This is a genomic window from Flagellimonas crocea (assembly GCF_033441595.1).
GTDB classification, from domain to species: Bacteria; Bacteroidota; Bacteroidia; order Flavobacteriales; family Flavobacteriaceae; genus Flagellimonas; species Flagellimonas crocea.
This window is the reverse complement of sequence record NZ_JAUZVX010000001.1, coordinates 547,757-569,697: the sequence shown is the minus strand read 5'-3', so window position 1 is coordinate 569,697 and position 21,941 is coordinate 547,757. Positions and strand designations below refer to the sequence as shown.

The 21,941-nt window shown below is 43.6% G+C and carries 18 protein-coding genes; 8 read left to right on the top strand and 10 right to left on the bottom strand.

Annotation, left to right across the window (positions count from 1 at the left end; genetic code table 11):
* Positions 1-66: 66 nt before the first annotated feature.
* Positions 67-1,968, bottom strand: coding sequence for a tetratricopeptide repeat protein (locus tag SD449_RS02660; RefSeq protein ID WP_318308562.1), 1,902 nt, complete (start codon positions 1,966-1,968; stop codon positions 67-69).
* Positions 1,969-2,280: 312 nt separating this feature from the next.
* On the opposite strand from SD449_RS02660, the gene SD449_RS02655 reads away from it, so the two are divergent.
* On the top strand, positions 2,281-3,891 hold the full coding sequence (locus tag SD449_RS02655; RefSeq protein WP_318308561.1) for a thiol-activated cytolysin family protein: 1,611 nt from the start codon (positions 2,281-2,283) through the stop codon (positions 3,889-3,891).
* A 376-nt stretch (positions 3,892-4,267) separates the two neighbouring features.
* On the opposite strand, the gene SD449_RS02650 is transcribed toward SD449_RS02655, so the two are convergent.
* The 4 genes from SD449_RS02650 to SD449_RS02635 form a co-directional block, all read right to left on the bottom strand.
* Entirely contained in the window at positions 4,268-5,485 is a 1,218-nt protein-coding gene (locus tag SD449_RS02650; protein WP_318308560.1) for a permease, read from the bottom strand.
* A 169-nt stretch (positions 5,486-5,654) separates the two neighbouring features.
* Positions 5,655-7,121, bottom strand: coding sequence for a Gfo/Idh/MocA family protein (locus tag SD449_RS02645; RefSeq protein ID WP_318308558.1), 1,467 nt, complete (start codon positions 7,119-7,121; stop codon positions 5,655-5,657).
* A gap of 126 nt (positions 7,122-7,247) precedes the next feature.
* Positions 7,248-8,777 (bottom strand): tetratricopeptide repeat protein, encoded by a 1,530-nt coding sequence (locus SD449_RS02640; protein WP_318308556.1) that lies wholly within the window; start codon positions 8,775-8,777, stop codon positions 7,248-7,250.
* A gap of 251 nt (positions 8,778-9,028) precedes the next feature.
* Complete coding sequence (locus SD449_RS02635; protein WP_318308555.1) at positions 9,029-11,200, bottom strand: endonuclease MutS2; 2,172 nt, start codon at positions 11,198-11,200, stop codon at positions 9,029-9,031.
* A 238-nt stretch (positions 11,201-11,438) separates the two neighbouring features.
* On the opposite strand from SD449_RS02635, the gene SD449_RS02630 reads away from it, so the two are divergent.
* Complete coding sequence (locus tag SD449_RS02630) at positions 11,439-12,104, top strand: uracil-DNA glycosylase (RefSeq protein WP_318308553.1); 666 nt, start codon at positions 11,439-11,441, stop codon at positions 12,102-12,104.
* A gap of 101 nt (positions 12,105-12,205) precedes the next feature.
* On the opposite strand, the gene SD449_RS02625 is transcribed toward SD449_RS02630, so the two are convergent.
* The 5 genes from SD449_RS02625 to SD449_RS02605 all read right to left on the bottom strand — a co-directional run bounded on the left by SD449_RS02625 (position 12,206) and on the right by SD449_RS02605 (position 16,376).
* Positions 12,206-13,054: a substrate-binding domain-containing protein gene (locus SD449_RS02625; RefSeq protein WP_318308552.1), complete on the bottom strand. Its 849-nt coding sequence runs from the start codon at positions 13,052-13,054 to the stop codon at positions 12,206-12,208.
* Positions 13,055-13,125: 71 nt separating this feature from the next.
* Positions 13,126-14,013, bottom strand: a complete 888-nt coding sequence (locus SD449_RS02620; protein ID WP_318308550.1) for a nucleoside phosphorylase — start codon at positions 14,011-14,013, stop codon at positions 13,126-13,128.
* 3 nt (positions 14,014-14,016) lie between these two features.
* Positions 14,017-14,949: a DUF1835 domain-containing protein gene (locus SD449_RS02615; protein ID WP_318308549.1), complete on the bottom strand. Its 933-nt coding sequence runs from the start codon at positions 14,947-14,949 to the stop codon at positions 14,017-14,019.
* A 143-nt stretch (positions 14,950-15,092) separates the two neighbouring features.
* Positions 15,093-15,422, bottom strand: coding sequence for a translation initiation factor (locus SD449_RS02610; RefSeq protein ID WP_318308548.1), 330 nt, complete (start codon positions 15,420-15,422; stop codon positions 15,093-15,095).
* Between the two features lie 3 nt (positions 15,423-15,425).
* Positions 15,426-16,376, bottom strand: coding sequence for an isopenicillin N synthase family dioxygenase (locus tag SD449_RS02605; protein WP_318308547.1), 951 nt, complete (start codon positions 16,374-16,376; stop codon positions 15,426-15,428).
* 110 nt (positions 16,377-16,486) lie between these two features.
* Here SD449_RS02605 and SD449_RS02600 point away from each other — a divergent pair, with 110 nt between their 5' ends.
* The 6 genes from SD449_RS02600 (at position 16,487) to SD449_RS02575 (ending at position 21,886) form a co-directional block, all read left to right on the top strand.
* Positions 16,487-18,466: an alpha-ketoacid dehydrogenase subunit alpha/beta gene (locus SD449_RS02600; RefSeq protein ID WP_318308545.1), complete on the top strand. Its 1,980-nt coding sequence runs from the start codon at positions 16,487-16,489 to the stop codon at positions 18,464-18,466.
* Between the two features lie 109 nt (positions 18,467-18,575).
* Complete coding sequence (locus SD449_RS02595; RefSeq protein WP_318308543.1) at positions 18,576-19,061, top strand: lipocalin family protein; 486 nt, start codon at positions 18,576-18,578, stop codon at positions 19,059-19,061.
* Positions 19,062-19,065: 4 nt separating this feature from the next.
* Complete coding sequence (locus SD449_RS02590) at positions 19,066-19,758, top strand: OmpA family protein (RefSeq protein ID WP_318308541.1); 693 nt, start codon at positions 19,066-19,068, stop codon at positions 19,756-19,758.
* Positions 19,759-19,925: 167 nt separating this feature from the next.
* The gene (locus SD449_RS02585) at positions 19,926-20,258 is read left to right on the top strand and encodes a hypothetical protein (protein WP_318308540.1); all 333 of its coding nucleotides are present in this window, start codon (positions 19,926-19,928) and stop codon (positions 20,256-20,258) included.
* An 86-nt stretch (positions 20,259-20,344) separates the two neighbouring features.
* Entirely contained in the window at positions 20,345-21,262 is a 918-nt protein-coding gene (locus tag SD449_RS02580) for an EamA family transporter (RefSeq protein WP_318308539.1), read from the top strand.
* A gap of 66 nt (positions 21,263-21,328) precedes the next feature.
* Complete coding sequence (locus SD449_RS02575) at positions 21,329-21,886, top strand: DUF4251 domain-containing protein (RefSeq protein WP_318308537.1); 558 nt, start codon at positions 21,329-21,331, stop codon at positions 21,884-21,886.
* Positions 21,887-21,941 lie beyond the last annotated feature (55 nt).

Genomic DNA, 21,941 nt, shown 5'->3' with positions numbered 1-21,941 from the left:
ACAAAAGTTCAGTGCAATGGTTTGCGGGTACTTTTAGATAGCAACAACCAGCATAAACCAATGACATTATAACGTATTTAGGAAAGTGGCCAAATCGGTATCCTTTTCCAATCCCAACTTCTTTTTTAATCTATATTTGGATTTTAAAATGCTATCGGGCAACACATTGAGGGTGGCGGCGATTTCCTTTGTGGTAAGGTTCATACGTAAGAACGCGGCCAGGCGAATTTCCTTTTCTGTGATATCCGGGTAAAATGTCTTGAGTTTTTGGTCAAAGTCGTTATGTACTTCGGCAAAGTAGGTTTTAAACACTTCCCAATCCTTATCGGAGGCATTTTCCTTTTTTAGGAGCATTACGATGCGCCTAAACTCCATTTTAAATTTTTCCGGGGAGTTTTTAATGTTCTCCAAGTTCTCCATCAATTCTTGGATAAAAGTGTTTTTTTGAACCAAGTGTAAGGTTTGGCTGGCGAGTTCCTTCTTTTTATGGGCTATTTCCTGTTTGTATATTTCCTCTTGCTTTTCGCGCTCCGCTTTGTTTTTCTTCATTTTTTGGCGGTAACCAAACACCAACAACCCAGAAAGGGCCAGGGCAGAGGCCATGCCCCCAGCGTAAAGGCCTTTGGTAAGCTTGTCAACTTTAGCTTTGGCGTTTAAGGTGTTGATTTCCTCTTCTTGCAGGGCAATTTCAGCTTCTTTTTTCTCTGTTTCGTAGATGGTTTTCAATTCTTCGATTTGTTGGGACTTTTTACTGTTGAAAATACTATCGTTGATAATTTGGTACGTTTTTAGGTCCGCCATGGCATTGGTGTATTTACCCAAGCTTTCATAAATCTCGCTACGTTCCTTGTAAGATTCCCCTAGGATGGATGTAGCGCCAATGCTTTCGGTCATATCAATTACGCGGTCCATTTTTTTTAGGGCTTCGCCCAATTTATTGGATTTATGATCAACTTGTGCAAGCTCTTTGAGTGCGGAGGCCATATCCAATTTTATTCCTGTGCTCTCAGCCTCCTGATACGACTCTTGCAGCAATGCCCTGGCATCATTTAACAGCCCTTTTTTTGCATAGATCCTTCCCAAATCCCGCAAAGCGGTGGACAGGGCCGATTTTACCCCCATTTCTCTCGCCAATGCTATGGAAGCTCTTTGATATTCCTCCGCTTTTTGCATATTTCCGAGCGCTTCGGCGGCTAACCCGGAATAGTTCGCCGCATAGGATTGATAAACCTTATCGCCTTCATCCCGATAAATGGCAAAGGCTTCCTCTTCGTAGGTAAGGGATGAGTCAAAATTTCCAAGTTTGTATTCGATTTGTCCTAATTGAAGCAGGGCATCACCCTTTCGTACCCTGTCATCAACCTCTTCAAAAAAACGTAGCGCATTTAAGGTTTCATTTAGTGCCAGGGTATAATTGCCCTTGTCCATGTAAACGCTTCCCAATACCTCGTACTCTGCACCAATTAGGTTGAATTCCTTTAAATCCGTAGTATCCCGGTTCTTATCATTATATAGGCCAATGCTTCTTTGGGTAATTTCAATGGCCTTATCGTAATTTCCTTTTTCACGTTCAATTCCGGCCAGGGAATGATTGGCGAAAATTTGTCCTCTGATGGACTTTATTTCCTTGAATTTCTCCAAGGATAGATTGTAGTAATAGGTAGCCGAGTCGTTCTCGGTTCGGTTGGAAAAATAATTCCCAAATTGAAGATATCCATTGGCAATTCCCTTTTTGTAGTCCAGTTTTTCTGAAAGGTCAAATGCTTGTTGGGCATAGTTCCGGGCCATATCGGGGTCCGAGAACATCATCCTTTCATGTATTCGGGAAAGCACTTGGGCTTTTTCAATGGTTGCCGGAAGTTGTTCGGCACGCGCAATCAAACTGTCCAATTCTTTTTCTCGGCCTTGGGCGTTGATGGTTTGCCAAAAACAGCCAAGTAAGCTTAAAATAATGATGAAGTGTTTCACGAGGTTATGCTTTTATACTTTCTAAAGTAGTAAATAATCCAGAGCGCCGTAACCATCCAATATCTGGCCGTAACCTCTCTTGTCCATTCATTGTCCATGGTTTAAGATGGGTTTTATATTATTACTAAAAATATAAAATATTGATTATCAGCTATATAAATTCATTTTGAACATCTCCTGTACTATCACCGTCCATGCTCTTCAACTCACTTTGTGTCTTTGCGTGTCCATACTTTGTCCATGTCCATAAATAGGTTGGTGGGGGTTTGAGGTCTAATTTCGACAGCGTTGAACCCATAAAACCAAATAGTTATGAAATCAATTCTTAAAAAAATCAACTTATGGACCCTGTTGATATGGTCCATGACATTGTGCCTCGCTGTTTCGTGCAGCAAGGATGAAGGAACGGACCCTCCTATTGACCATGGGGGCGAAAACGGCGGTGAAAACGGCGGTGAAAACGGTGGCGAGAATGGAGGAGGGGAAGATGATGACCTTGAGGCCATCAACGCATACGTAGAAAATTTGTCTTACAATCCTGATGAACTATTAAATGTACAGGATACCGGAGGAGGCGCCACGGAGCGCACCGTAACCAATGATAATACAACCAATACCGGTCCCATATTGGGAGAGAGTTTTGAATGTAGGACACAGGATTACAGTTTAGAGTCCAATTTTGATGACGTGGCCATATTGCGTCCGACCAATGGCATCGTGTTTCCTGGAGCTTTGGTCGTTGGAAACCAAGGAATGTTGGATGGCGCTCCAGACCCTTTGACATTAGGTCGTGCACCGGTAACTCTACGGCTGGATCTACCGGGGATTGGATCGCAAGGGAATATTGTAGTGGATAATCCCACAAACTCTTCGGTACAGTCCAGTATTGATGATGCCTTGGAGTGGTGGAACGCCAATGCCTACCAAGAGGGTTATGTGAACGCTTCCAATTCTTCTTATCAAGCTTCTACTTCATACTCTTCCAAACAATTTAGTTTGGATGTTGGCCTGAATGTGGAATGGGCCACGGGATCATTGGCCTCCCAATTTGATTATGAAAGCTCTACGGAGAAGCGATACGCCGGGGTAGTGTTTAAACAAGTTTTCTATACCGTAACTATGGACACCCCAAGCTCTCCTGGCAGTGTTTTTGATACCTCGGTTACCCAAGCCGATGTTGCGTCTACCATGGATTCCGATACGCCGCCAGCCTATGTAAGTTCCGTTTCGTACGGGCGTATAATTATGGTGCGTATGGAAACTACCAATACCAATACGTCCATTGAGTTGGATGCAGTATTGGAATATGCCGGTGGAGTGAGCGGTGTAGGAACGGTAAATTCTGACTACGATGAAATCTTGAAAACGTCCAACATAACGGTTGTTACCATTGGCGGAAATGCGGAAGCAGCCTCCGAAGCCATCAATTTAGCGGATATTGAATCGGGCTATGGTTCCTTGAACAGTGTAATTACAGGAGAGAATGCAGTGTACAGCAGAGAAAATCCAGGAGTGCCCATTGCCTATACTATCCGATACTTAAAAGACAATACGCTGGCCAAAATGGGATACACCACGGATTATCGGGTGGAAAGTTGCCAAACATTTAGGTATGACCACGCCAGCGTTGATGTAGACAATAATTCAATTTTTGATGTTCGTTACAGGTTCGTTTATAAAACCGCTGGTACAAACAATACGGTTATTGGCGGCTACCATACGGTAAACAATGGACAACGTTCCGTAAAAAGCCCACCTGACGGAGCGCACGATGTGGAAGTGGAATTCCAGTTTCAGGATGCTTTTGTTTGGAGAGCATTGGGCAGTCCAAGGTCTTACGGATATCTGAGCAGTCAAAAATGTTTTGAAGTGACGAACAATTTTATTCTTCAGATTACACTTTCACCAATTAGCTGTAATTAAATAGTGCTGACAGTCGGCCGCTCAAGTGGGGTTCAACCATTTGATGCCGGCTGTTATTTTATTCCCGCGAATGTGGGAATCCATGAGGCAGGTCCTTTTTTGTTATTTCGAACCGACAGGAAGGAGTGTGAGAAATCTAGATTTCTCAATTGTCGCTTTGCTCCTCATGTCGAAATGACCCTGATGCGGTTTTTGTCATTCCACTCGGATACTGAGCGTAGTGGAAGTAAGTTGCGGAATCCATTTTTGTTTTGGATTCCTGCTTTCACAGGAATGACAATAATATGGTTGATTGCACGGAATGATACGGTGTCATGTCGAGCGCAGTCGAGACATCTGATTTATTTGCCTTCTTAATCGTAATGAGGACAATTCATTACCCCATAAATTTTAATACAATCCCAATGGCCAACCATATATAACACACAAAGGAAATCCATTTTAGTGTTCTTTCCATCAACGGACTTTTTGGTGCCATTTCCTTATGATGTTTTACACTTTTCCATTTAAAGAAGCCAAAGTAGACCATCAATCCCGACAGCGCCACAAAGGCCAGATTCAAGAAAAAGGTATAATCAATGGAGAAATGCTCTTCTTCCGTGATGCCCTTATCCGTTCCCTGTGGAATCAAACTGAATAAATCAAATCCATAATGGAGCAACAGCGATGTGGCAATCAAAGAGGTAAACAAGAGAAACAAGATAAAGAGCGACATTTTCCATCCGTAATATTTCGCGTTGATGCGCAACACAGGAAAAACCACCAAATCACTAAAAATAAAGGCCATGACACCTGCAAAGCTCACGCCTTTGCCATACAATAGCGCAGCTAGGGGGATGTTGCCCATGGACCCGATAAACGTTAAAAATGCAGCAACGGGACCAACGATTACATGTTCCAATAGTGTAAAAAAACCAAAGGATTGTTGACCCTCGCCTGTATTGATAAAAAGTGTCTGAAAAAAGGAATCGGGAACAAAAGCGGCAACAATTCCTGCAATGGTGAATCCAACGGTGACATCTTTCCAGACCATTTTCCATTCCATGCCATATTGTTTGCCCACTTTGGCCCAATTTTCATGTGATTTGATTTTTTCAGACAAGGATTTTTTATCCGCATGGTCTTCACTGGATTCATCGAGTCGTTTCCGCGCGTTCTCGATCATTTTTTTTGGATTGATGATGCGTATCAGGAGCCAACTGCACAAAATCAATAATATCCCGCCGACATATTCACCGACAACGAACTGCCACCCCAAAAAGATGGATATGATAATTCCCAGTTCGATGACCAAATTGGTGGATGCCAGTAAAAACGCAATGGAAGAAACAAAGCTTGCCCCTTTTTTAAACAATGATTTGGAGGTGGCGAGCGCAGAAAAACTACAGGAACTGCTGATAAATCCAAAAAAGGTTCCCAGCAGTACGCTTTTCTTTCCTTTGTCGCCCATCATGTTCTGCATTCTTTTTTCAGTGACAAAAACCTGGATCATGGAGCTTATCAGATAACCCAATGCAAAGGCCCATAATGCCATCCAAAAAAAGCCAAGACTTGTATAGGCGGCTTCGCCCCATGCTTTTAAAAACTGATTCATGTAATAGGTTTAAAATAATGTTTTATCAAAAAAATAGTGGGTTGCTATAAGTTCAGGGATTTTTTTCCCATTTCAAAGAAATCCATCCATAAATACCGTGAGGGAGGATTGGGCGCAAAATAAAAAGGCCGCAAAGAGAGCGGCCCTGTTTATAAAAAAATCGTTCAGTTTATACATCCTGCATTTCCCAACCTTCGCGGTAGGTGCGGGTAACGAACTGGTTGGCGTCTTCAAAATTGGTGACTTCCATATTGTCGCCATCCCATAGGAGTTTTTTACGGCCGTAAAATTCCATATTGCCTTCCTCGTTTTGTCTGCGCAACATATAGCTGCGAATGGCAAGGTTCCCCATAAGTACGGTTTCTGTCATAGGTCCTGCATAGTCAAAAGAAGAGGTCAAGCCTTGGTGTTCTTCACTGCCAAAACCAGCTTTGCAGGCGTCCACCCATTTGCGTTGATGTCCATATTCTGGTTCTTCCATTTCTTCTACCTCTGGTCCAAATTCGGTAGTGCCATCGTTTAAATACAATTTTGGGGTCAGTGGTGAACTATCGTTGATGTTAGTGGAAATAACTCCGTTTTCACCATGAATCAACACGCCGTTGTAGCTACCAGGACCTCCAATATCACTATCCGCGGGAATAATCTCTGGGTGTGAAGGCCGTATGCCGCCGTCACTCCAGGTCATGGTCAAGGGTGTGCCTGTCTTATCCGTGGCTTCGTAATTCAAAGTTATGAAAGAGGAGGGAGGACAACCTTCAGGATGGTAGTCAGGATTCCACATTTGGGAGAACACGGTTCCTACACTACATTCTGCCGCAGTCGGATATTTGAGCTTCAAAGTTCGGTAGGGAATATCGATCAAGTGACAACCCACATCTCCAAGGGCACCTGTGCCGTAATCCCACCAGCCTCTCCAATTAAAGGGGTGCAGGTTGGGCGTGTACGGGCGCATCGGCGCAGGGCCTAACCAAAGGTCCCAATACAGGTCTTCTGGTTTTTGACCAGGTTGTGGACTGGGCATGGCATATCCCTGTGGCCACACAGGTCGGTTGGTCCATATTTCCACTTTACCGATGTTGCCCAGCTTGCCCGAATCCACCCATTTTTGGACCATGCCCAATAGGGGATTGGACCCTCCTTGGTTTCCCATTTGGGTCACTACTTTTTTATCGCGCGCCATTTGGGTGAGCATCCGTGCTTCGCTAATGTTGTGGGTCATGGGTTTTTGTACATATACGTGCTTGCCACGCTGCATAGCGTAGGCCGCAGCAGGTCCGTGTACGTGGTCGGGGGTACTTATGGTCACGGCATCGATATCCTTGATGGTATCGAGCATTTCGCGGTAATCGTTAAAGAGCTTTGCTTTGGGAAAGCGTTCCACGGAGCTTTTTGCGGAGCCCGAAAAGTCCACGTCACAAAGTGCGACGACATTTTCACGGCCGTTTACGGAGGCATTGGCAATATCACTTGCCCCTTTACCACCGGCACCAATGGCCGCGATATTTAATCGGTCGCTGGGGGCCAAAAAGCCTGGTCCGCCCAGGACATGGCGAGGAACAATAAAAATACTGGATGCCAACGCAGTGTTTTTAACAAAGTTTCTTCTACTTTGGGAATTGGTTGTTTTTTTCATTTTTTGTTTACGATGTTTAATTTCTAATTGCTAAACAAGATATGAAAAATGAGCCGAGGCTTTATGGGGATTTTGTGATGTTTATAAATTAGTTGGATAGGAGTAAGCACTTGTTGACCCCAAGTCTTATTCTTTCAACTGCTCCAATCGCTCGATGGCATTTTGGTTTTGGGGGTATAGCTCCAATGATCTTTCAAAACTTTCGATAGCTTTTTCTTTGTCGCCAACGTACAAATACGCCTCTCCCAAACTGTCGTAAAGATTTGCTGAATTTGGATAAAGTTTTAATGCCAGCAAAAACACATTGATTCCTTGTGATGATTTATCGGGATTAAAAACCAATTGTAGCCCAAGAATGTTCAAATTACCTTCAGGTGCTTCAAACGAGGGATGCACTTTTGCTATTGAATCATGAAGAGAAACTAAGCTTTCATAGTTTCGGTTTGATGCCAGATGGTTAAAATCTTGGAAGGTAAATCCATCCTTTTCGGATAGTTTGGATTTTATCGTAATCAAGTCCATGGTAATTCCATTGTCAGATGGGTCGTTGTCCATAAACTTCAATGCTAGATCATCTTGTTTTAGGGTTGCATTTAAAAAGTTGAGGGTGTACAGCACCATCCATTTATACGATTTCATAATCTTGGAATCGCTCTTGTCCTGTCGTTTATCTCTATTGGCAAAAAGAACCCCCAAAGTACTGAAATGGCTATGCGTCAAATCGTTAAACCTTAATTGATAAGCATTGGTCTTTGTAATGCTGTCATACAATTGAAATTTTGTATTAAGTTCAGGATTGATTTTATCTTCTTTCAAGACCATTTCGGGAATTTCCTTCTGTGCCATATGAAGGTAGGGGGCATCAATACTTTTGGGGTCAAAAAAAGGTGATTTGTCCATTAGGCTATATTGATATCTTTCCGTGCCGTCAAGGCTGACAATTGCATTGACATAATCATTTCGATTTTGCACGATGATATTTGACAGGCCGCCAAAACTAAAGCCCATAATTGCCATGGTATCATAATCCGAGACGGCAAATTTTCCAGCTTCTTTCATCAAAAACTCCACATCCCTTGCTTGGGTTTCCATTTCCTTCACATTGTTATTGCTGAAAAAACGATTTTCGGTCCCTCGACTTGGGCTCGATAGGACCACATAACCATGACTTGCCAAATATTCACATAGGGCAAAATTCTCGATTGATGATGCTTGGTAACTTGGTGCATAGATAATCACGGGAAATTCCCCTTTTGCAAATTTTGCCCCTGAGTGCGCCGTAGTTTCTTCTTTCAGGTGCTTTTGGTTTTCAGGGGTGTTGGAATAATAAAACCATTTCAATATTTGATCATTGGGCAAATGTTCCCATTCCTCTTCTTCTTTTAAGATTTCGAGATATTCCACGACCTCTAATGGTTTGGAATTGCTCAGATTTTGTTCGGAAGGATACCAGATACTTACGGAAATTGGCCTTGCTATCTTCTCATTGGAATAATCAAAAACCCTACTGTAGGTTCTTGTACTGTCATGGACAATATAGTTCTGAAAACCTACTTTGTATTTACCGTTTTCAAGATTGATTTTTTCCAGTGAAGTTTGTGCTCTCGTAAGATTTGATAAGCACAGTGATAAAACCAGTAAAATATTCAGTCGCATGATACATTGGTTAGTGTTGATTATAAAGATGCCATAGTTCAGCGATTGTTACATACGCCAAATCAGTTTTTGGATCAATCCATTAAGTTCGATAAAATTCATGAAAAACAACAGGCTAATCCATTGACTTATGAGGAGTTGTTAACATTAAAATGATGGTAGCGTGTCATTTCGAACGAATGTGAGAAATCTGAATAGCAAAGAGATTTCTCAATCGTCGGTGCCCTCCTCATTTCGAAATGACAACGGGATTACTTTTTTGCTTCCACCAAATCCAATTGGTCCACGCTCACGTTGGTGGTAAACATTCCATAGTTGACCACGGCTTTGCCCTTTTCCAAAACGTCGATGGTGCCCACAGCTTTGCCGTCCATTAAGCGAACACGGTCCCCAATTTTAAACACAGGGCGCGGTTTGTTCTTTTCAGCCTGGATTTCTTTCTTCTTTTGTACCTTTTTCTCCGTTCGGACTTTCTTGATTTTTTGTTCCAGCTCTTGGGCCACCTGTTTTTTCTCCTGCTGTTCGGCCTTCGCCTTTTTGGCGGTGGTTTTTTTGCGTTTGCTGTTCTCCGTTTCCACAATACGGAGCATTTCCGAGATCAACGGGCGTTTCTTTTTATCAATAAAGTACTTTTCGGCAGCGGTGTTCAATTTATTCCCCAACTGGATCATGCGCTGGTTGTGGTCGTACATCTCCTGGTAACTCTCCAACTTGGCTTTGATTTTGGAATTGAGCTGTTCCAGACGTTCATTCTCTTCGCGTGCCTTGGTTTCTTCTTCTTTGAGTTTGGATCCTGTCTCCACCATTTTGCTACGCTCTTTTTGCAGCTTGGCAATTGTGGCATCAAAACGGACCTTGCCGCGTTCTATCTTTTTCTTGGCCTTGTTGACCAAAGAGTAGGGGATGCCGTTCTTTTGGGCCACCTCAAACGTAAAGGAACTTCCCGCTTCGCCCAGGACCAATTGAAAGGTGGGCTCCAGTGTTTTCGAATTGAACAGCATGTTCGCGTTGGTGGCGTGCGGCAATTCATTGGCCAGAGCCTTTAAATTGGCATAGTGCGTAGTAATTACGCCATAAGCCTCGCGGTCGTAGAATACTTCCAAGAAGGCTTCGGCCAAGGCACCGCCCAATTCAGGGTCGCTCCCTGTTCCAAATTCATCGATCAAGAACAAAGTTCTGTCATTGCACTTTCTTAAGAACTGGTTCATGTTCTTGAGTCGATAACTGTACGTACTCAAATGATTTTCAATGGATTGATTATCTCCAATATCCGTTAAAATCTTATCAAAAAAGCAAACGGAACTACGTTCGTGCACAGGAATCAGCATGCCGCTTTGAAGCATCACTTGAAGCAATCCGATGGTCTTCAATGTGATACTTTTTCCTCCTGCGTTAGGGCCTGAAATCACGATAATTCGGTTCTCAGGATGCAATTTTATGGTCTGGGGCCAAGTTTTTTCATTCTTCCGCTTATTGGAAAGATAGAGCAGGGGATGGTAGGCATCGCGGAGGAACAGTTCGCGGTCCTCGCTGATTTCTGGCAAGAGCCCGTTCATTTCGTTGGCATATTTGGCCTTGGCCGCGGTAATATCAATATGCGAAAGATAGTTTTGATATTCCTTGAGCGGTTCTAGAAAAGGTCGAATCTCATCCGTAAGCTTGTTCAGGATACGTTGTACTTCCTCTTTTTCCTCAAATTCGAGATTGTTGAGTTCTCGGGTGTAGGACAGCGTGGCCTCTGGCACAATGTACACGATGCTTCCCGTTTTGGAAGTGCCCATGACCGTGCCTTTCACTTTTTTGCGATGCATGGCCTTGACCGCCAAAACCCTGCGGTTTTCCACTACGGACTCGCGGATTTCATCTAAAAAGTCGGAAGATTGGTATCGACCAAGGGCAGCACTAAAACTTTGATTGATCTTGCTCCGTACTTCGTTGATTTGCCTGCGGATATACAGGAGTTCATCCGAAGCGGAATCTTTGATTTCCCCAAATTTATCAATAACGTAATCTATGGCATCAGGAATTTCGGGATGCAGTTCCAGGGCATTCACTTTTTCAAAAAGTAACGGATAGTATTCCTTGAACTTCTTGAAGAATTTCTGGTGGATGGCCACAGTTTTGCAGATGCCACCAATTTTTCTGAAACCAGAGATTTCCAAGGTGCTGTTTTCGATTTTCAACAGCCCCAGTTCGCTGTTGATATGGTCAAATCCATGATTGGGAATACGGTTATCGTTGGAAAAAGAGGCCAAATACTCCGAAGTCTGTCCCAGAACGTCCAGCAGCTCTTCTTTTTGCTGGTATGGTTCTATGGCCAGAGCATTTTCCTTGCCCAGTTCCGTATTGCATCGCGCGGCGATTTGTGTCAATACCGTGGGGAATTCTAAATCTTGGAGGGTTTTGGGGTGAATGTTTCGCATCTTTTTCTACTAGCAGCGCAAAGATAGGGTTTTGATGGGTTTTTGAAGCTTTCGGATTTAGCAAAAACAATTCGCTTTATGTACTTTTGATTCATCCTTAAAACAATCACTCAAGCGCAATTAAAATGAGGAGCGACAATACCGTAGTCTATATTATTGCGGGCATTATATTGCTGCATTTTGTTGTTGGTATTGGGTATTTGATCTATAAACTGACCAAAAAGAAGTAAGTCATCACATGGACGTAAACATTGAACCAAGTTGGAAGTCAAAGTTGCAGAATGAGTTCGATAAACCCTATTTTCAGCAGTTGGCTGCTTTTGTGAAGCAGGAATATCAACAGAACACCTGTTACCCGAAGGGAGCGGATATATTTTCTGCTTTTGACCATTGTCCGTTCCAAGAAACCAAAGTGGTGATTATTGGCCAAGATCCGTATCATGGGCCCAATCAGGCCAATGGTCTTTGTTTTTCCGTGAAAGATGGTATCCCGCATCCGCCATCCTTGGTCAATATTTTCAAGGAAATCAAAACTGACGTGGAAAAGCCATATCCCAAGAGTGGTAACCTGGAGCGTTGGGCGGATCAAGGAGTCTTGTTGTTGAACGCTACGTTAACGGTAAGGGCGCATCAGGCGGGCAGCCATCAGAACAAAGGTTGGGAGCAGTTTACCGATGCCGTGATCAAAACGGTCTCCAATGAACTGGAAGGGGTTGTTTTTCTGCTTTGGGGCGGATTTGCCAAGAAAAAATCATCTTTGATCAATAAAACCAAGCACCATATTTTAACCTCGGGGCATCCTTCGCCCTTGAGTGCCAACCGCGGATTATGGTTTGGCAACCAGCATTTTAGTAAAACCAACGCTTTGCTTGCCCAAATGGGCAAAGAACCGATTGATTGGTAAAACGTGTCACCTCGAGTGCAGACGAGAGGTGTATTGGTGGAATAATAGCGGAGTTGATCGGTCTCGACTGCGCTCGACCTGACATCTTCCGTTTTGAAAAGCTATTTCCAAAGAAAGGTTTCAATAGGCTTGACTTCATCCACTAAATTAAGGTCGTGCAACCTTGATTGTACTTCGTTTACGGTTTTCTCTGAAAGTTGCTCTTGTCCCCAGGTGGTTTTGGACATCCATTCCTGAATGTCCTCCAATTTTTGCTCGTATCTATTGGCCAAGGTTCGATCTATACTTGGAATTTGCTTGAATTCCGAGGTATAAGTGTTGATGACCTCCAAAATGTGTTTAAGTAATCCTCCGCTATTTTTCAAAAATGTATCCGAAGCAGCGATTACAAAACAGGGCCAGGGGGTAGGGCAGTCGCCCACACGCTTAAACGTACCATTGTCCACCAAAGGTTTGGTGGTAAAATGTTCCCACATAAAATAGGCATTGGAACCGCTGGTTAAATTTTCAACGGCACCATCCAGATTATTGATGATCTCAAATTGGAGCTTTTCTGTGTCCCATCCGTGGTTTTGGGCATTGATGTAGGCCATAAGATGACTGCCACTGCCCATTCGGCTAATGGCTACTTTATCATTTTTTAGTTCGGCTATCGAGTTCCGTTCGCTGTCGGCGGCTACGTGGATGCCCCAAAGCAAGGGAGAGGAAACATATTCCTGAACAATTTTGCTTGGATTTCGCTGTGATATGCTTTTGATGATGCCCTCGGTCAAGATAATTCCTAAATCAGCCTCGCCATCCTGAAGCATTTGTGTCATTTTTCCAGTGCCTTCGGGAACATCGGTCCAATCCAGTTGAATGCCTCGGTCTTCGAACGTATTGTCCTCCATGGCCAAATGCCAGGGAAGGTTAAAATGTTCAGGGACACCGATTATCTTTACCTTTTTCATACGTTTCAGTTCTTTGTGATGTTAAAATTAGGATTCCACTCGGTATCTTTCCAAAAAATTACCCTGTAAAATTATACCAGTTGACTTTGGGCAATCCGTTTTAATGTGTATTGAATCAATTCATCAATGGTTTTGGCCCCCTGTTGGGAGAACTCACCCGTTGCCCTGTTGGCCAATATGGCGTTGAGGGAAACCGCTCGATGTCCTTGCAGTTTAGCGATGCCATATATGGCCGAGGTTTCCATTTCCATATTGGTTATTCGAGTATTTCCAAAGGAAAAAGCTGCTAGCTTATCATTAAAGTCCTTGATGGCCGGAGGTAAGCGAAGCGTTCTTCCTTGTGGACCATAAAAACCTGAATTTGTTACTGTTGCACCTAATCGTATACGATTTGAAGCGAAAACGTCTGCAAGCTCTTTATCAAAATCAACCGCGTAGGGGTGAATGTTGTGGGTTTCCCAACCCAAGTATTCGGTCAGGGCCAGTTCCAGCTCTTTGTTCCTGATGTGTGCGGAATCATAGAAATGCAGCAGGTTGTCAAAACCAATGCCAACGGTGCACATTAAGAAGGAATCAACTGGGATGTCCGGTTGTAGGGAACCAGATGTACCGACCCGTATAAAATTAAGCGCTGTCTTTCGAGGTTTTATTTCACGGGAATCAAAATCGATGTTCACTAGGGCATCCAATTCATTAAAAACAATGTCAATATTGTCGGTTCCGATGCCCGTAGAGATAACGGTCAGTCTTTTGCCCGAATAAGTGCCGGTGTGCGTGAAAAACTCCCGTTTACTTTTCTTGATATCGATGGAATCGAAGTACTTGGAAACCTCATGAACACGGTTTTGGTCGCCAACAGTAATAATGGTGCTGGCGATATCTTCCGGAAAAAGATTGAGGTGATAAACGCTGCCATCAGGATTCAGAATAAGCTCTGAACTGCCCAAAGACGAGTTCATTTATTACAATTTAAGGATTCGGTCCGTATCAGTATTATATAAGAAGTTATACTTTAAGGAGCCACCTAAATACATTTGATTATCACGAAGTTCTGAATAATAATTGGATTCTTGCTTCAATACATCCAACCCCTTTTTGGTCAATTTGACCGGGTCGAACGAACTGAAGAGCGGTTTTAGGGAGGAAATCATACGCTCGTACTGAGTGTCCCCAAATCCATAAAAACCCTGATCTGTCAATAAATCGGCCATTAATTCCTTTTTGGACTTTGGCTTGTGTTTCTTGGCCACTTCCAAAATATGGTTTTCAAGATCGTTCAGACCATTTTTAATGGTAGGGAACCTCTTCAAATGGGTTTTGAGGGCCTCGGAGAGGTATTCAAATTGAAAATCGTTGTTTGCGATTTGATTTTCCAAGCGGATAGGATTGTCGCTGCAATACAATTGCCATACGTAATCCGCATATTCAATATCGTCTTGGGACAACACTTTTTTATTTTCGTAAAGCTCCAATAGTTTTTCATTGCTCAGTTCGTTGAGCGTGTAGAGCTTATCGGTAGCGTCCTCTTTGCCACTGCATACCAAAGAAATTTCCGCATGCCTTCTATGCGTTTTGAGCCAACTGAGGACCGCTAACATATTGATTTGGCAAAAAAGATCGTATTCAAACCACAAAACGATTTGGTCCTGTTGTTTGTGATTGCAGAGCGATCGATACTCTTTTAGAGTTTTTTCAATGAACCAGGATTTGGATACCTTGTAGTTTTTGTTCAGGAATTCAAACCTAGTCTTCCAGAAGGATTCACTTCCTACAGAGGAAAGGGTCTTTCCCTCGCAAAGCATTTCCCTCCAAGTGATTACATCGCCTTCTAACTGTAAAGACTGCAGTTTGGATGTGAAACTGTCCCCGTTGGTAATATGCAACAGTGATTTCATTTTCAGCTGAGTTTTCGTTGGTTAGGAAGAATAAAAGTAATGTTTAAAGCAAGAACACAAAAATTTTTTCACAAAACATTGGGCCAAAACCCTCGTTTTTAACATGTCCAAAAAACTAAATTGTTTTTTTGCCGAATTGTCAGCTAACCACCTACGCGCTTCACGGAAAAACCGTTTTCTTCCAAAAAATCCATGATCTTATCCCGGTAGTCGCCTTGGATTATGATGGATTCCTTCTTAAAGCTTCCGCCCACTCCGAGCAGTGTTTTAAGGTCTTTGGACAGTTTTTTGAAGTCGGAATCTGCTCCGTTGTACCCCTCAAGAATGGTTACAGGCTTCCCCTTGCGCTTTTCGTACTTACAAATGATGGGGTCGTCCTGCAGCCAGTATTTGGGCTTTTCCTTTTCATTTTCCGGTTCCTCTTCCGATTCATGGTCCGGAAACAGGTTCTTTAACTGATCGTTTAAATCCATGTGCTATTTTTTAATCAATCCCAACTCGATTAGGCGCTCATGTAGAAATTCTCCTGCCGTAATATCTTCGAATGCCTTGGGATGTTCATCGTCAATGCAGTTTTCCAAACAATCCAAAGGCATATCGCTCACTGGATGCATAAAAAATGGAATGGAGTATCGGGATGTGCCCCATAATTCCTTCGGAGGGTTCACGACTTGGTGTATGGTAGACTTCAGTTTATTGTTGGAGAGCCGTGATAGCATGTCCCCAACATTGATCATCAACTGATCTGGTTTTGCGATTGCATCCACCCAATTGCCTTGATGGTCTTTGACCTGAAGCCCTTTTCCATGTGCTCCCATGAGCAAGGTGATAAGGTTGATGTCGCCATGCGCCGCTGCCCTCACAGCATTTTTGGGCTCCTCGGTTATGGGCGGATAATGGATGGGCCTAAGTATGGAATTGCCATTTTTAATATAATCGTCAAAATATGTTTCCTCCAATCCAAGGTGCAATGCCAGTGCCCTGAGCACGTACTTTGCCGTTTTCTCCAGCATTTTATAGGTTTCCTTGCCCACACTGTTAAAGTTGGGAAGTTCTTCTACCGTTACATTATCGGGGTATTCGGCTTCAAGCTCGGGATTGTCTTCCACGTATTGGCCAAAATGCCAAAACTCTTTCAGGTCTCCTTCCTTTTTGCCTTTGGCATGCTCTTTTCCAAAGGAAGTGTAGCCTCGCTGACCTCCGATGCCTTCAATTTCATATTTGTCCTTGACCTCTTGCGGCAGGTTGAAGAACTTTTTTATTTCGGAATACAGGTTTTCCACCAACTCATCCGATAAAAAATGTCCGCTCAAGGCCACAAAGCCGATTTCTTCAAAAGCGGCACCGATTTCTTTGACAAATTTTTCCTTTCTATTGGGGTCCCCGGAAACAAAATCCTTCAGGTCCACACTTGGTATCATGCTCATATAATCTTCTTTGCTATAAGGTCAAAAATAAGGAATATTGATCAAGCTTTTGGAATTTTAAATTGTTTTGAAGGGCTTTTTACTACTTTTAACCGATAGAATTTTATTGTATGAGGTATCATGTTGGCGACTTGGAACATCAAAAGTTGTTGGATTTGTACACAGGAATGCTCAAGCCTCGAATGATCGAGGAAAAAATGCTGATTCTTCTTAGGCAGGGCAAAATTTCCAAATGGTTTAGCGGTATTGGGCAGGAAGCTATCTCGGTAGGCGTTACGCAGGCATTGAAGGAAACCGAGTATATTTTGCCCATGCACCGAAATTTGGGCGTGTTCACATCCAGGAACATTCCATTGAACCGGCTTTTTGCGCAATGGCAGGGCAAGCAGGGCGGTTTTACGCAGGGGAGGGACCGTAGTTTTCATTTTGGCACACAAGAATATAGGATTGTGGGAATGATCTCCCATTTGGGCCCCCAATTGGGGGTTGCCGATGGTATTGCCCTTGCGGATATGCTCCGCAGAAAAAAGAGGGTAACGGCCGTATTTACTGGCGAGGGCGCCACAAGCGAAGGGGATTTTCACGAAGCCCTGAACATAGCGTCAGTCTGGAACCTTCCTGTTTTGTTTTGTATTGAAAACAATGGGTACGGACTTTCCACTCCCACGAACGAACAGTATAATTGCGAGCACTTGGCCGATAGGGCCAAAGGTTACGGTATGGAATCCAGAATTATTGACGGAAACAACATCCTTGAGGTCTTTACCAAGGTAGATGAACTTTGTAAGGCCATTCGGCGTAGGCCAAGACCAGTACTCTTGGAGTTCAAAACCTTTCGCATGCGCGGGCACGAGGAAGCCAGTGGCACCAAGTATGTCCCTGATAAGTTGATGAAGGAATGGGAAAAGAAAGACCCAATCTCCAATTATGAAGAATTCCTGTTGCAGAATGAGGTGCTTTCCCAAAATAAAATTGATGAGATTAAGGAGGAAATCACCGAAGAAATCAATACCAATCTGCAGTTGGCCTTTGATGAGCCCGAAGTTGAATGTAATGAAACCAAAGAATTAAAAGAAGTTTATCAAGATTTTGAATATCAACATATTGAATATAAATCAAGCACATCGGAGAATATTCGGTTTGTAGATGCCATCTCACAAGGATTGGAGCAATCCATGTATCGCCATAACGAACTCATTATTATGGGACAGGACGTGGCCGATTATGGTGGGGTTTTCAAAATCACCGAAGGTTTTGTTCCCAAATTCGGAAAGAGTAGGGTGCGGAACACCCCGATTTGTGAATCCGCCATTGTTTCCACCGCCATGGGTCTGTCCATAAATGGAATGAAATCCGTTGTGGAAATGCAGTTTGCCGATTTTGTAAGTTCTGGGTTCAACCCGATTGTCAATTATTTGGCCAAAGTACATTATCGCTGGAACGAAAATGCCGATGTGGTCATAAGGATGCCCTGTGGCGGTGGAGTGGGCGCGGGCCCGTTCCATTCCCAGACCAATGAAGCCTGGTTCACCAAAACTCCCGGGCTCAAAGTAGTGTACCCTGCGTTTCCTTATGATGCCAAAGGATTGTTGAACACAGCTATAAATGACCCGAACCCCGTCCTTTTTTTCGAACACAAAGGATTGTACCGAAGCATTAAGGGGGATGTTCCGACGGACTATTACACCTTGCCCTTTGGAAAGGCCGCAAAAGTGAAGGAAGGGAATGCCATAACGGTGGTCACCTATGGTGCCGGGGTCCATTGGGCTTTGGAAACCTTGGAGAACCACCCGGAAATCGACGCTGACCTGTTGGATTTAAGAACCCTTCAGCCGTTGGATACGGAGGCGATATTCGATTCGGTGAAGAAAACGGGGAAACTTATCGTGCTTCAAGAGGATACCTTGTTCGGGGGCATTGCAAGTGATATCTCGGCCATGGTCATGGAAAACTGCTTCGAATATTTGGACGCTCCGGTCAAACGGGTGGGCAGTTTGGAAACCCCTGTCCCGTTTGCAAAATCGCTTGAAGCAAATTATTTACCAAAAAATCGGTTTGAATCAGCGCTAATTGAACTGTATCACTATTAATTTGTGCTTTATCCACCTAAAAGTAAGATGGTTATCCGATTTTTTAATAATTTAACAACTATTATAACCTCCCCAATCGTATATTTTTTGAACATTAACTTTAATACTTATGATTAAACGATCACTATTATTGATTACCGTGGTGGGACTTTTGCTCTCATCATGTTCCGTTTCCAAGAGCGCAAGAACGCAAAGAGATCTCTTTAGCGGCACTTGGAATTTGGACAATGTTTACTACGAAAATGCCACTGGAAATTTTAAATCCACCATCTTTAATGATGCCGAAGATATTTGCTTCGAGGACAGCGAGTGGTTTTTTCGAGACAATAACAGTACCGGCCGCTACACGATAGCACAGAGTTCGCTTTGTCAAGGTGGGGACCGATTCTTTAGATGGTCCGTCATCGAACCGGAATCCAACTATCAAAGTCAGCTTCAGTTCAAGTTTATCGACGAGAACAGAAAGGATATTTCCGGTGGCTATGGATACCGTTTGAACATTGTCAATCTATCCGAACAATCCATGACGCTCAAATCGAACGTCTCAGCGAACGGACAGCCCGTTACTGTTGTTTATCAATTCTCTAAAAAATAATTACATGAAGAATATAGCTTTAAAAGGGGCAACGGCTTTTTTGGCGTTGACCATGATCATTAGTTGTGATGCCGTTAAAAATGCCAACAACACCCAAAAAGGAGCCGCAATAGGCGCTGGTAGTGGTGCTGTGATCGGCGGGGTTATCGGTAACAACGTAGGAAAAGGAAATACGGCCCTTGGTGCCATTATCGGTGCCGTTGTAGGCGGTGCCGCAGGAGGTTACATTGGTAATCGCATGGACCGACAGGCCGAAAAAATAGAACAGGAAATCCCCGGTGCCGAAGTACAAAGGGTAGGCGAGGGTATCAATGTAACCTTTAGCGGTGAGAACGGTGTTTATTTTGATACCAACAAAGCCGAGATCAAAGGTGCATCCGCTAATACTTTGGACAAATTGGCCGGTATTTTTAAAGAATACCCAAAGACCAATATTCTGGTGGAAGGACATACCGATAGCGACGGTGCTGCCGAATACAATATGGGCCTATCCCAGAGAAGGGCTCAGGCGGTTACCAACTATTTAGTGGCCAAAGGAATTTCAAGCGGACGTTTTACCACAAAATGGTACGGTGAGGAACAGCCCATTGAGAGCAATGAAACGGCTGCCGGAAAAGCCGCAAACCGACGCGTGGAACTTGCCATTATTGCTAGTGAAGAGCTAAAGCAAGAAGCATACGAGAAGACCGAAAACTAGAGGTCATCTCCATTATAGCTTGAAGGCCCGGTCAACGACCGGGCTTTTTTTGTTTATAGATGTTAAATAAAGTATTAAATATCCGTTAACTCGTAAAAGGTTCGTAAGAAATTGCCTAACTTAAATGGAGTCAATTGTTTAACGCCAACATCTACATCATTACAGCTATGGAAAACATCACCCAACACAGTGTTGAATATCAGCAGGAACTACTGGTACGTATGGAAAGGAACCACAGAATGGTGCAACGACTTTCACAAAAACTGAACTCCTATACCTGTGAGCCCAAATGTCCCAAGCGCTTCGAAAAATTTTACGAGCTCAACCGCAGTGTTGAAGACTTTTCCAAGCACCATAAAAACATTATGGCGAAGATTAGGCGGCTGAGCTTTGAAATTGATGATCAGGATACCCTCGAAATAGAGCGACATCTAAAACGCTTTAAAAAACTGGAAAGTGAATATGCCTCCTACATCCTTGATTTAAAAACCCCTCTCTAAAATATAGTGCCCTTCCGCTTAAAATTTTCAGGCAGTGCCCATTTGTAAACCAAACGGCGTAATATTGCAGGACAATCGATGTTGGCATGGCAAAATCCTCAAATTCTGCTCTGGTGATCATGGCGTTCTTTGCCATCTACGTTATCTGGGGCTCCACGTATTTAATGAACAAGATTGCGGTGATGCAGCTGGACCCCTTCATGCTGGCGAGCTGTAGGTTTACCCTTGCCGGAATCTTTATCTTTCTGTTGGCCAAAATCATGGGGATTTCGCTTCGCATCACCCAAAAACAGCTCAAGAACACCATCATTGCCGGAATTCTTTTTCTGAGCGTGGGGAACGGTTTTGTAGTATGGGCCCTCCGATATGTGGATAGTGGTTTTGCTGCGTTGGAAATATCTTCGCAGCCACTGATCATCCTGTTGATGATGCGCGCGCTCCAAGGAAAAAAAATACAGCCCATGTCCGTGGTAGGGGTTGTTCTGGGCATCGTCGGCATTTATTTATTGGTCAGCCAAAAACAGATAATCGCGCAGGAAGAATCCATTGTGGGCATGGTCATGATTTTCTTTTGTATGCTCTGTTGGGCGTATGGCAGTCTTTTCGTGGCCAAGGCCGACCTACCCACAAATTATTTTGTGAACACCGGGTATCAGATGTTTTTTGCAGGCTTGATCTTGGCGCTGATGAGCCTTGGTTTTGGAGAAACATGGAGTTCCCCGCTTTCTTGGGACCCTGAAGTTCAAATCTCCATGTTGCTGCTCATATTCTTTGGCAGTATCGTAGCGTTCACATCGTTCAACTATCTATTGAAGGCCGTTTCCCCGGAAAAGGTGGCGACCTCCACCTATGTAAATCCCATTGTGGCATTGTTACTGGGCTGGTATTTCTTGGATGAGCAGATAACCCTTCAGTCCATCGTGGCTGCCGCTATTTTGTTGACGGGCGTCTATTTTATCAATACCAAGAAGACGTTGGCCATTTTTGAAAGGTTCAAACGTTAAGACACCGTTATTTCTCTCGGAATTGGTCCTTATTTTTCGTAGCTTAAAGAACAAATTCAAATACTGATGAAGACTATATTAAAAATGGGGGGATATTTGATGTTGGTGATCACACTGGCCTGTTCATCCAGCAAGAATACGGCCACGCCCGAAGAAGTGGCGGCATTGGACCAGATGATATCCGACCAAAAATTTGAAATAAAGGCGAACTGGGCCCAGCCCATGGCCACACAAAGCCTGAACAGCATCGCCAATGCGGGATTATTGCCCCCGGGCAGCACCGTTAGCCGTATCGATGTATCCAGCAGCCGTGGATTTTTACGGATGAAGGGAGATAGCATCATGGCGGACCTTCCTTTTTTTGGGGAACGGCGTATGGGTGGATATTACAATCAAAACAATACGGGCATCAAGTTCGAGGGGGTTCCCGAAGACCTATCCTTTACCCCGATCAAGAAGGGACAAGGGCAGACCATGCGTTTCAATATCAATCAAGATACAGAGGGATATCAGGTAATCGCCCAGTTATATCCCAACGGCACTGCCCGACTTATGGTGGCCAGTAACTACAGGACCAATATTTGGTACCAGGGCAATCTTTCCAAGTTTAAAGAAGAAGAGTAGAGTTGCAAAAGATTGGCCGGGGCACTGTGACCCTTCCACGATTTTATTATAGCTT

Excerpts from the sequence above, each read along its gene's own strand:
- SD449_RS02655 (WP_318308561.1), top strand. The coding sequence starts at position 2,281 with ATGAAATCAATTCTTAAAAAAATCAACTTATGGACCCTGTTGATATGG.
- SD449_RS02650 (WP_318308560.1), bottom strand. The coding sequence starts at position 5,485 with ATGAATCAGTTTTTAAAAGCATGGGGCGAAGCCGCCTATACAAGTCTT.
- SD449_RS02645 (WP_318308558.1), bottom strand. The coding sequence starts at position 7,121 with ATGAAAAAAACAACCAATTCCCAAAGTAGAAGAAACTTTGTTAAAAAC.
- SD449_RS02640 (WP_318308556.1), bottom strand. The coding sequence starts at position 8,777 with ATGCGACTGAATATTTTACTGGTTTTATCACTGTGCTTATCAAATCTT.
- SD449_RS02635 (WP_318308555.1), bottom strand. The coding sequence starts at position 11,200 with ATGCGAAACATTCACCCCAAAACCCTCCAAGATTTAGAATTCCCCACG.
- SD449_RS02630 (WP_318308553.1), top strand. The coding sequence starts at position 11,439 with ATGGACGTAAACATTGAACCAAGTTGGAAGTCAAAGTTGCAGAATGAG.
- SD449_RS02625 (WP_318308552.1), bottom strand. The coding sequence starts at position 13,054 with ATGAAAAAGGTAAAGATAATCGGTGTCCCTGAACATTTTAACCTTCCC.
- SD449_RS02620 (WP_318308550.1), bottom strand. The coding sequence starts at position 14,013 with ATGAACTCGTCTTTGGGCAGTTCAGAGCTTATTCTGAATCCTGATGGC.
- SD449_RS02615 (WP_318308549.1), bottom strand. The coding sequence starts at position 14,949 with ATGAAATCACTGTTGCATATTACCAACGGGGACAGTTTCACATCCAAA.
- SD449_RS02610 (WP_318308548.1), bottom strand. The coding sequence starts at position 15,422 with ATGGATTTAAACGATCAGTTAAAGAACCTGTTTCCGGACCATGAATCG.
- SD449_RS02605 (WP_318308547.1), bottom strand. The coding sequence starts at position 16,376 with ATGAGCATGATACCAAGTGTGGACCTGAAGGATTTTGTTTCCGGGGAC.
- SD449_RS02600 (WP_318308545.1), top strand. The coding sequence starts at position 16,487 with ATGAGGTATCATGTTGGCGACTTGGAACATCAAAAGTTGTTGGATTTG.
- SD449_RS02595 (WP_318308543.1), top strand. The coding sequence starts at position 18,576 with ATGATTAAACGATCACTATTATTGATTACCGTGGTGGGACTTTTGCTC.
- SD449_RS02590 (WP_318308541.1), top strand. The coding sequence starts at position 19,066 with ATGAAGAATATAGCTTTAAAAGGGGCAACGGCTTTTTTGGCGTTGACC.
- SD449_RS02585 (WP_318308540.1), top strand. The coding sequence starts at position 19,926 with ATGGAAAACATCACCCAACACAGTGTTGAATATCAGCAGGAACTACTG.
- SD449_RS02580 (WP_318308539.1), top strand. The coding sequence starts at position 20,345 with ATGGCAAAATCCTCAAATTCTGCTCTGGTGATCATGGCGTTCTTTGCC.
- SD449_RS02575 (WP_318308537.1), top strand. The coding sequence starts at position 21,329 with ATGAAGACTATATTAAAAATGGGGGGATATTTGATGTTGGTGATCACA.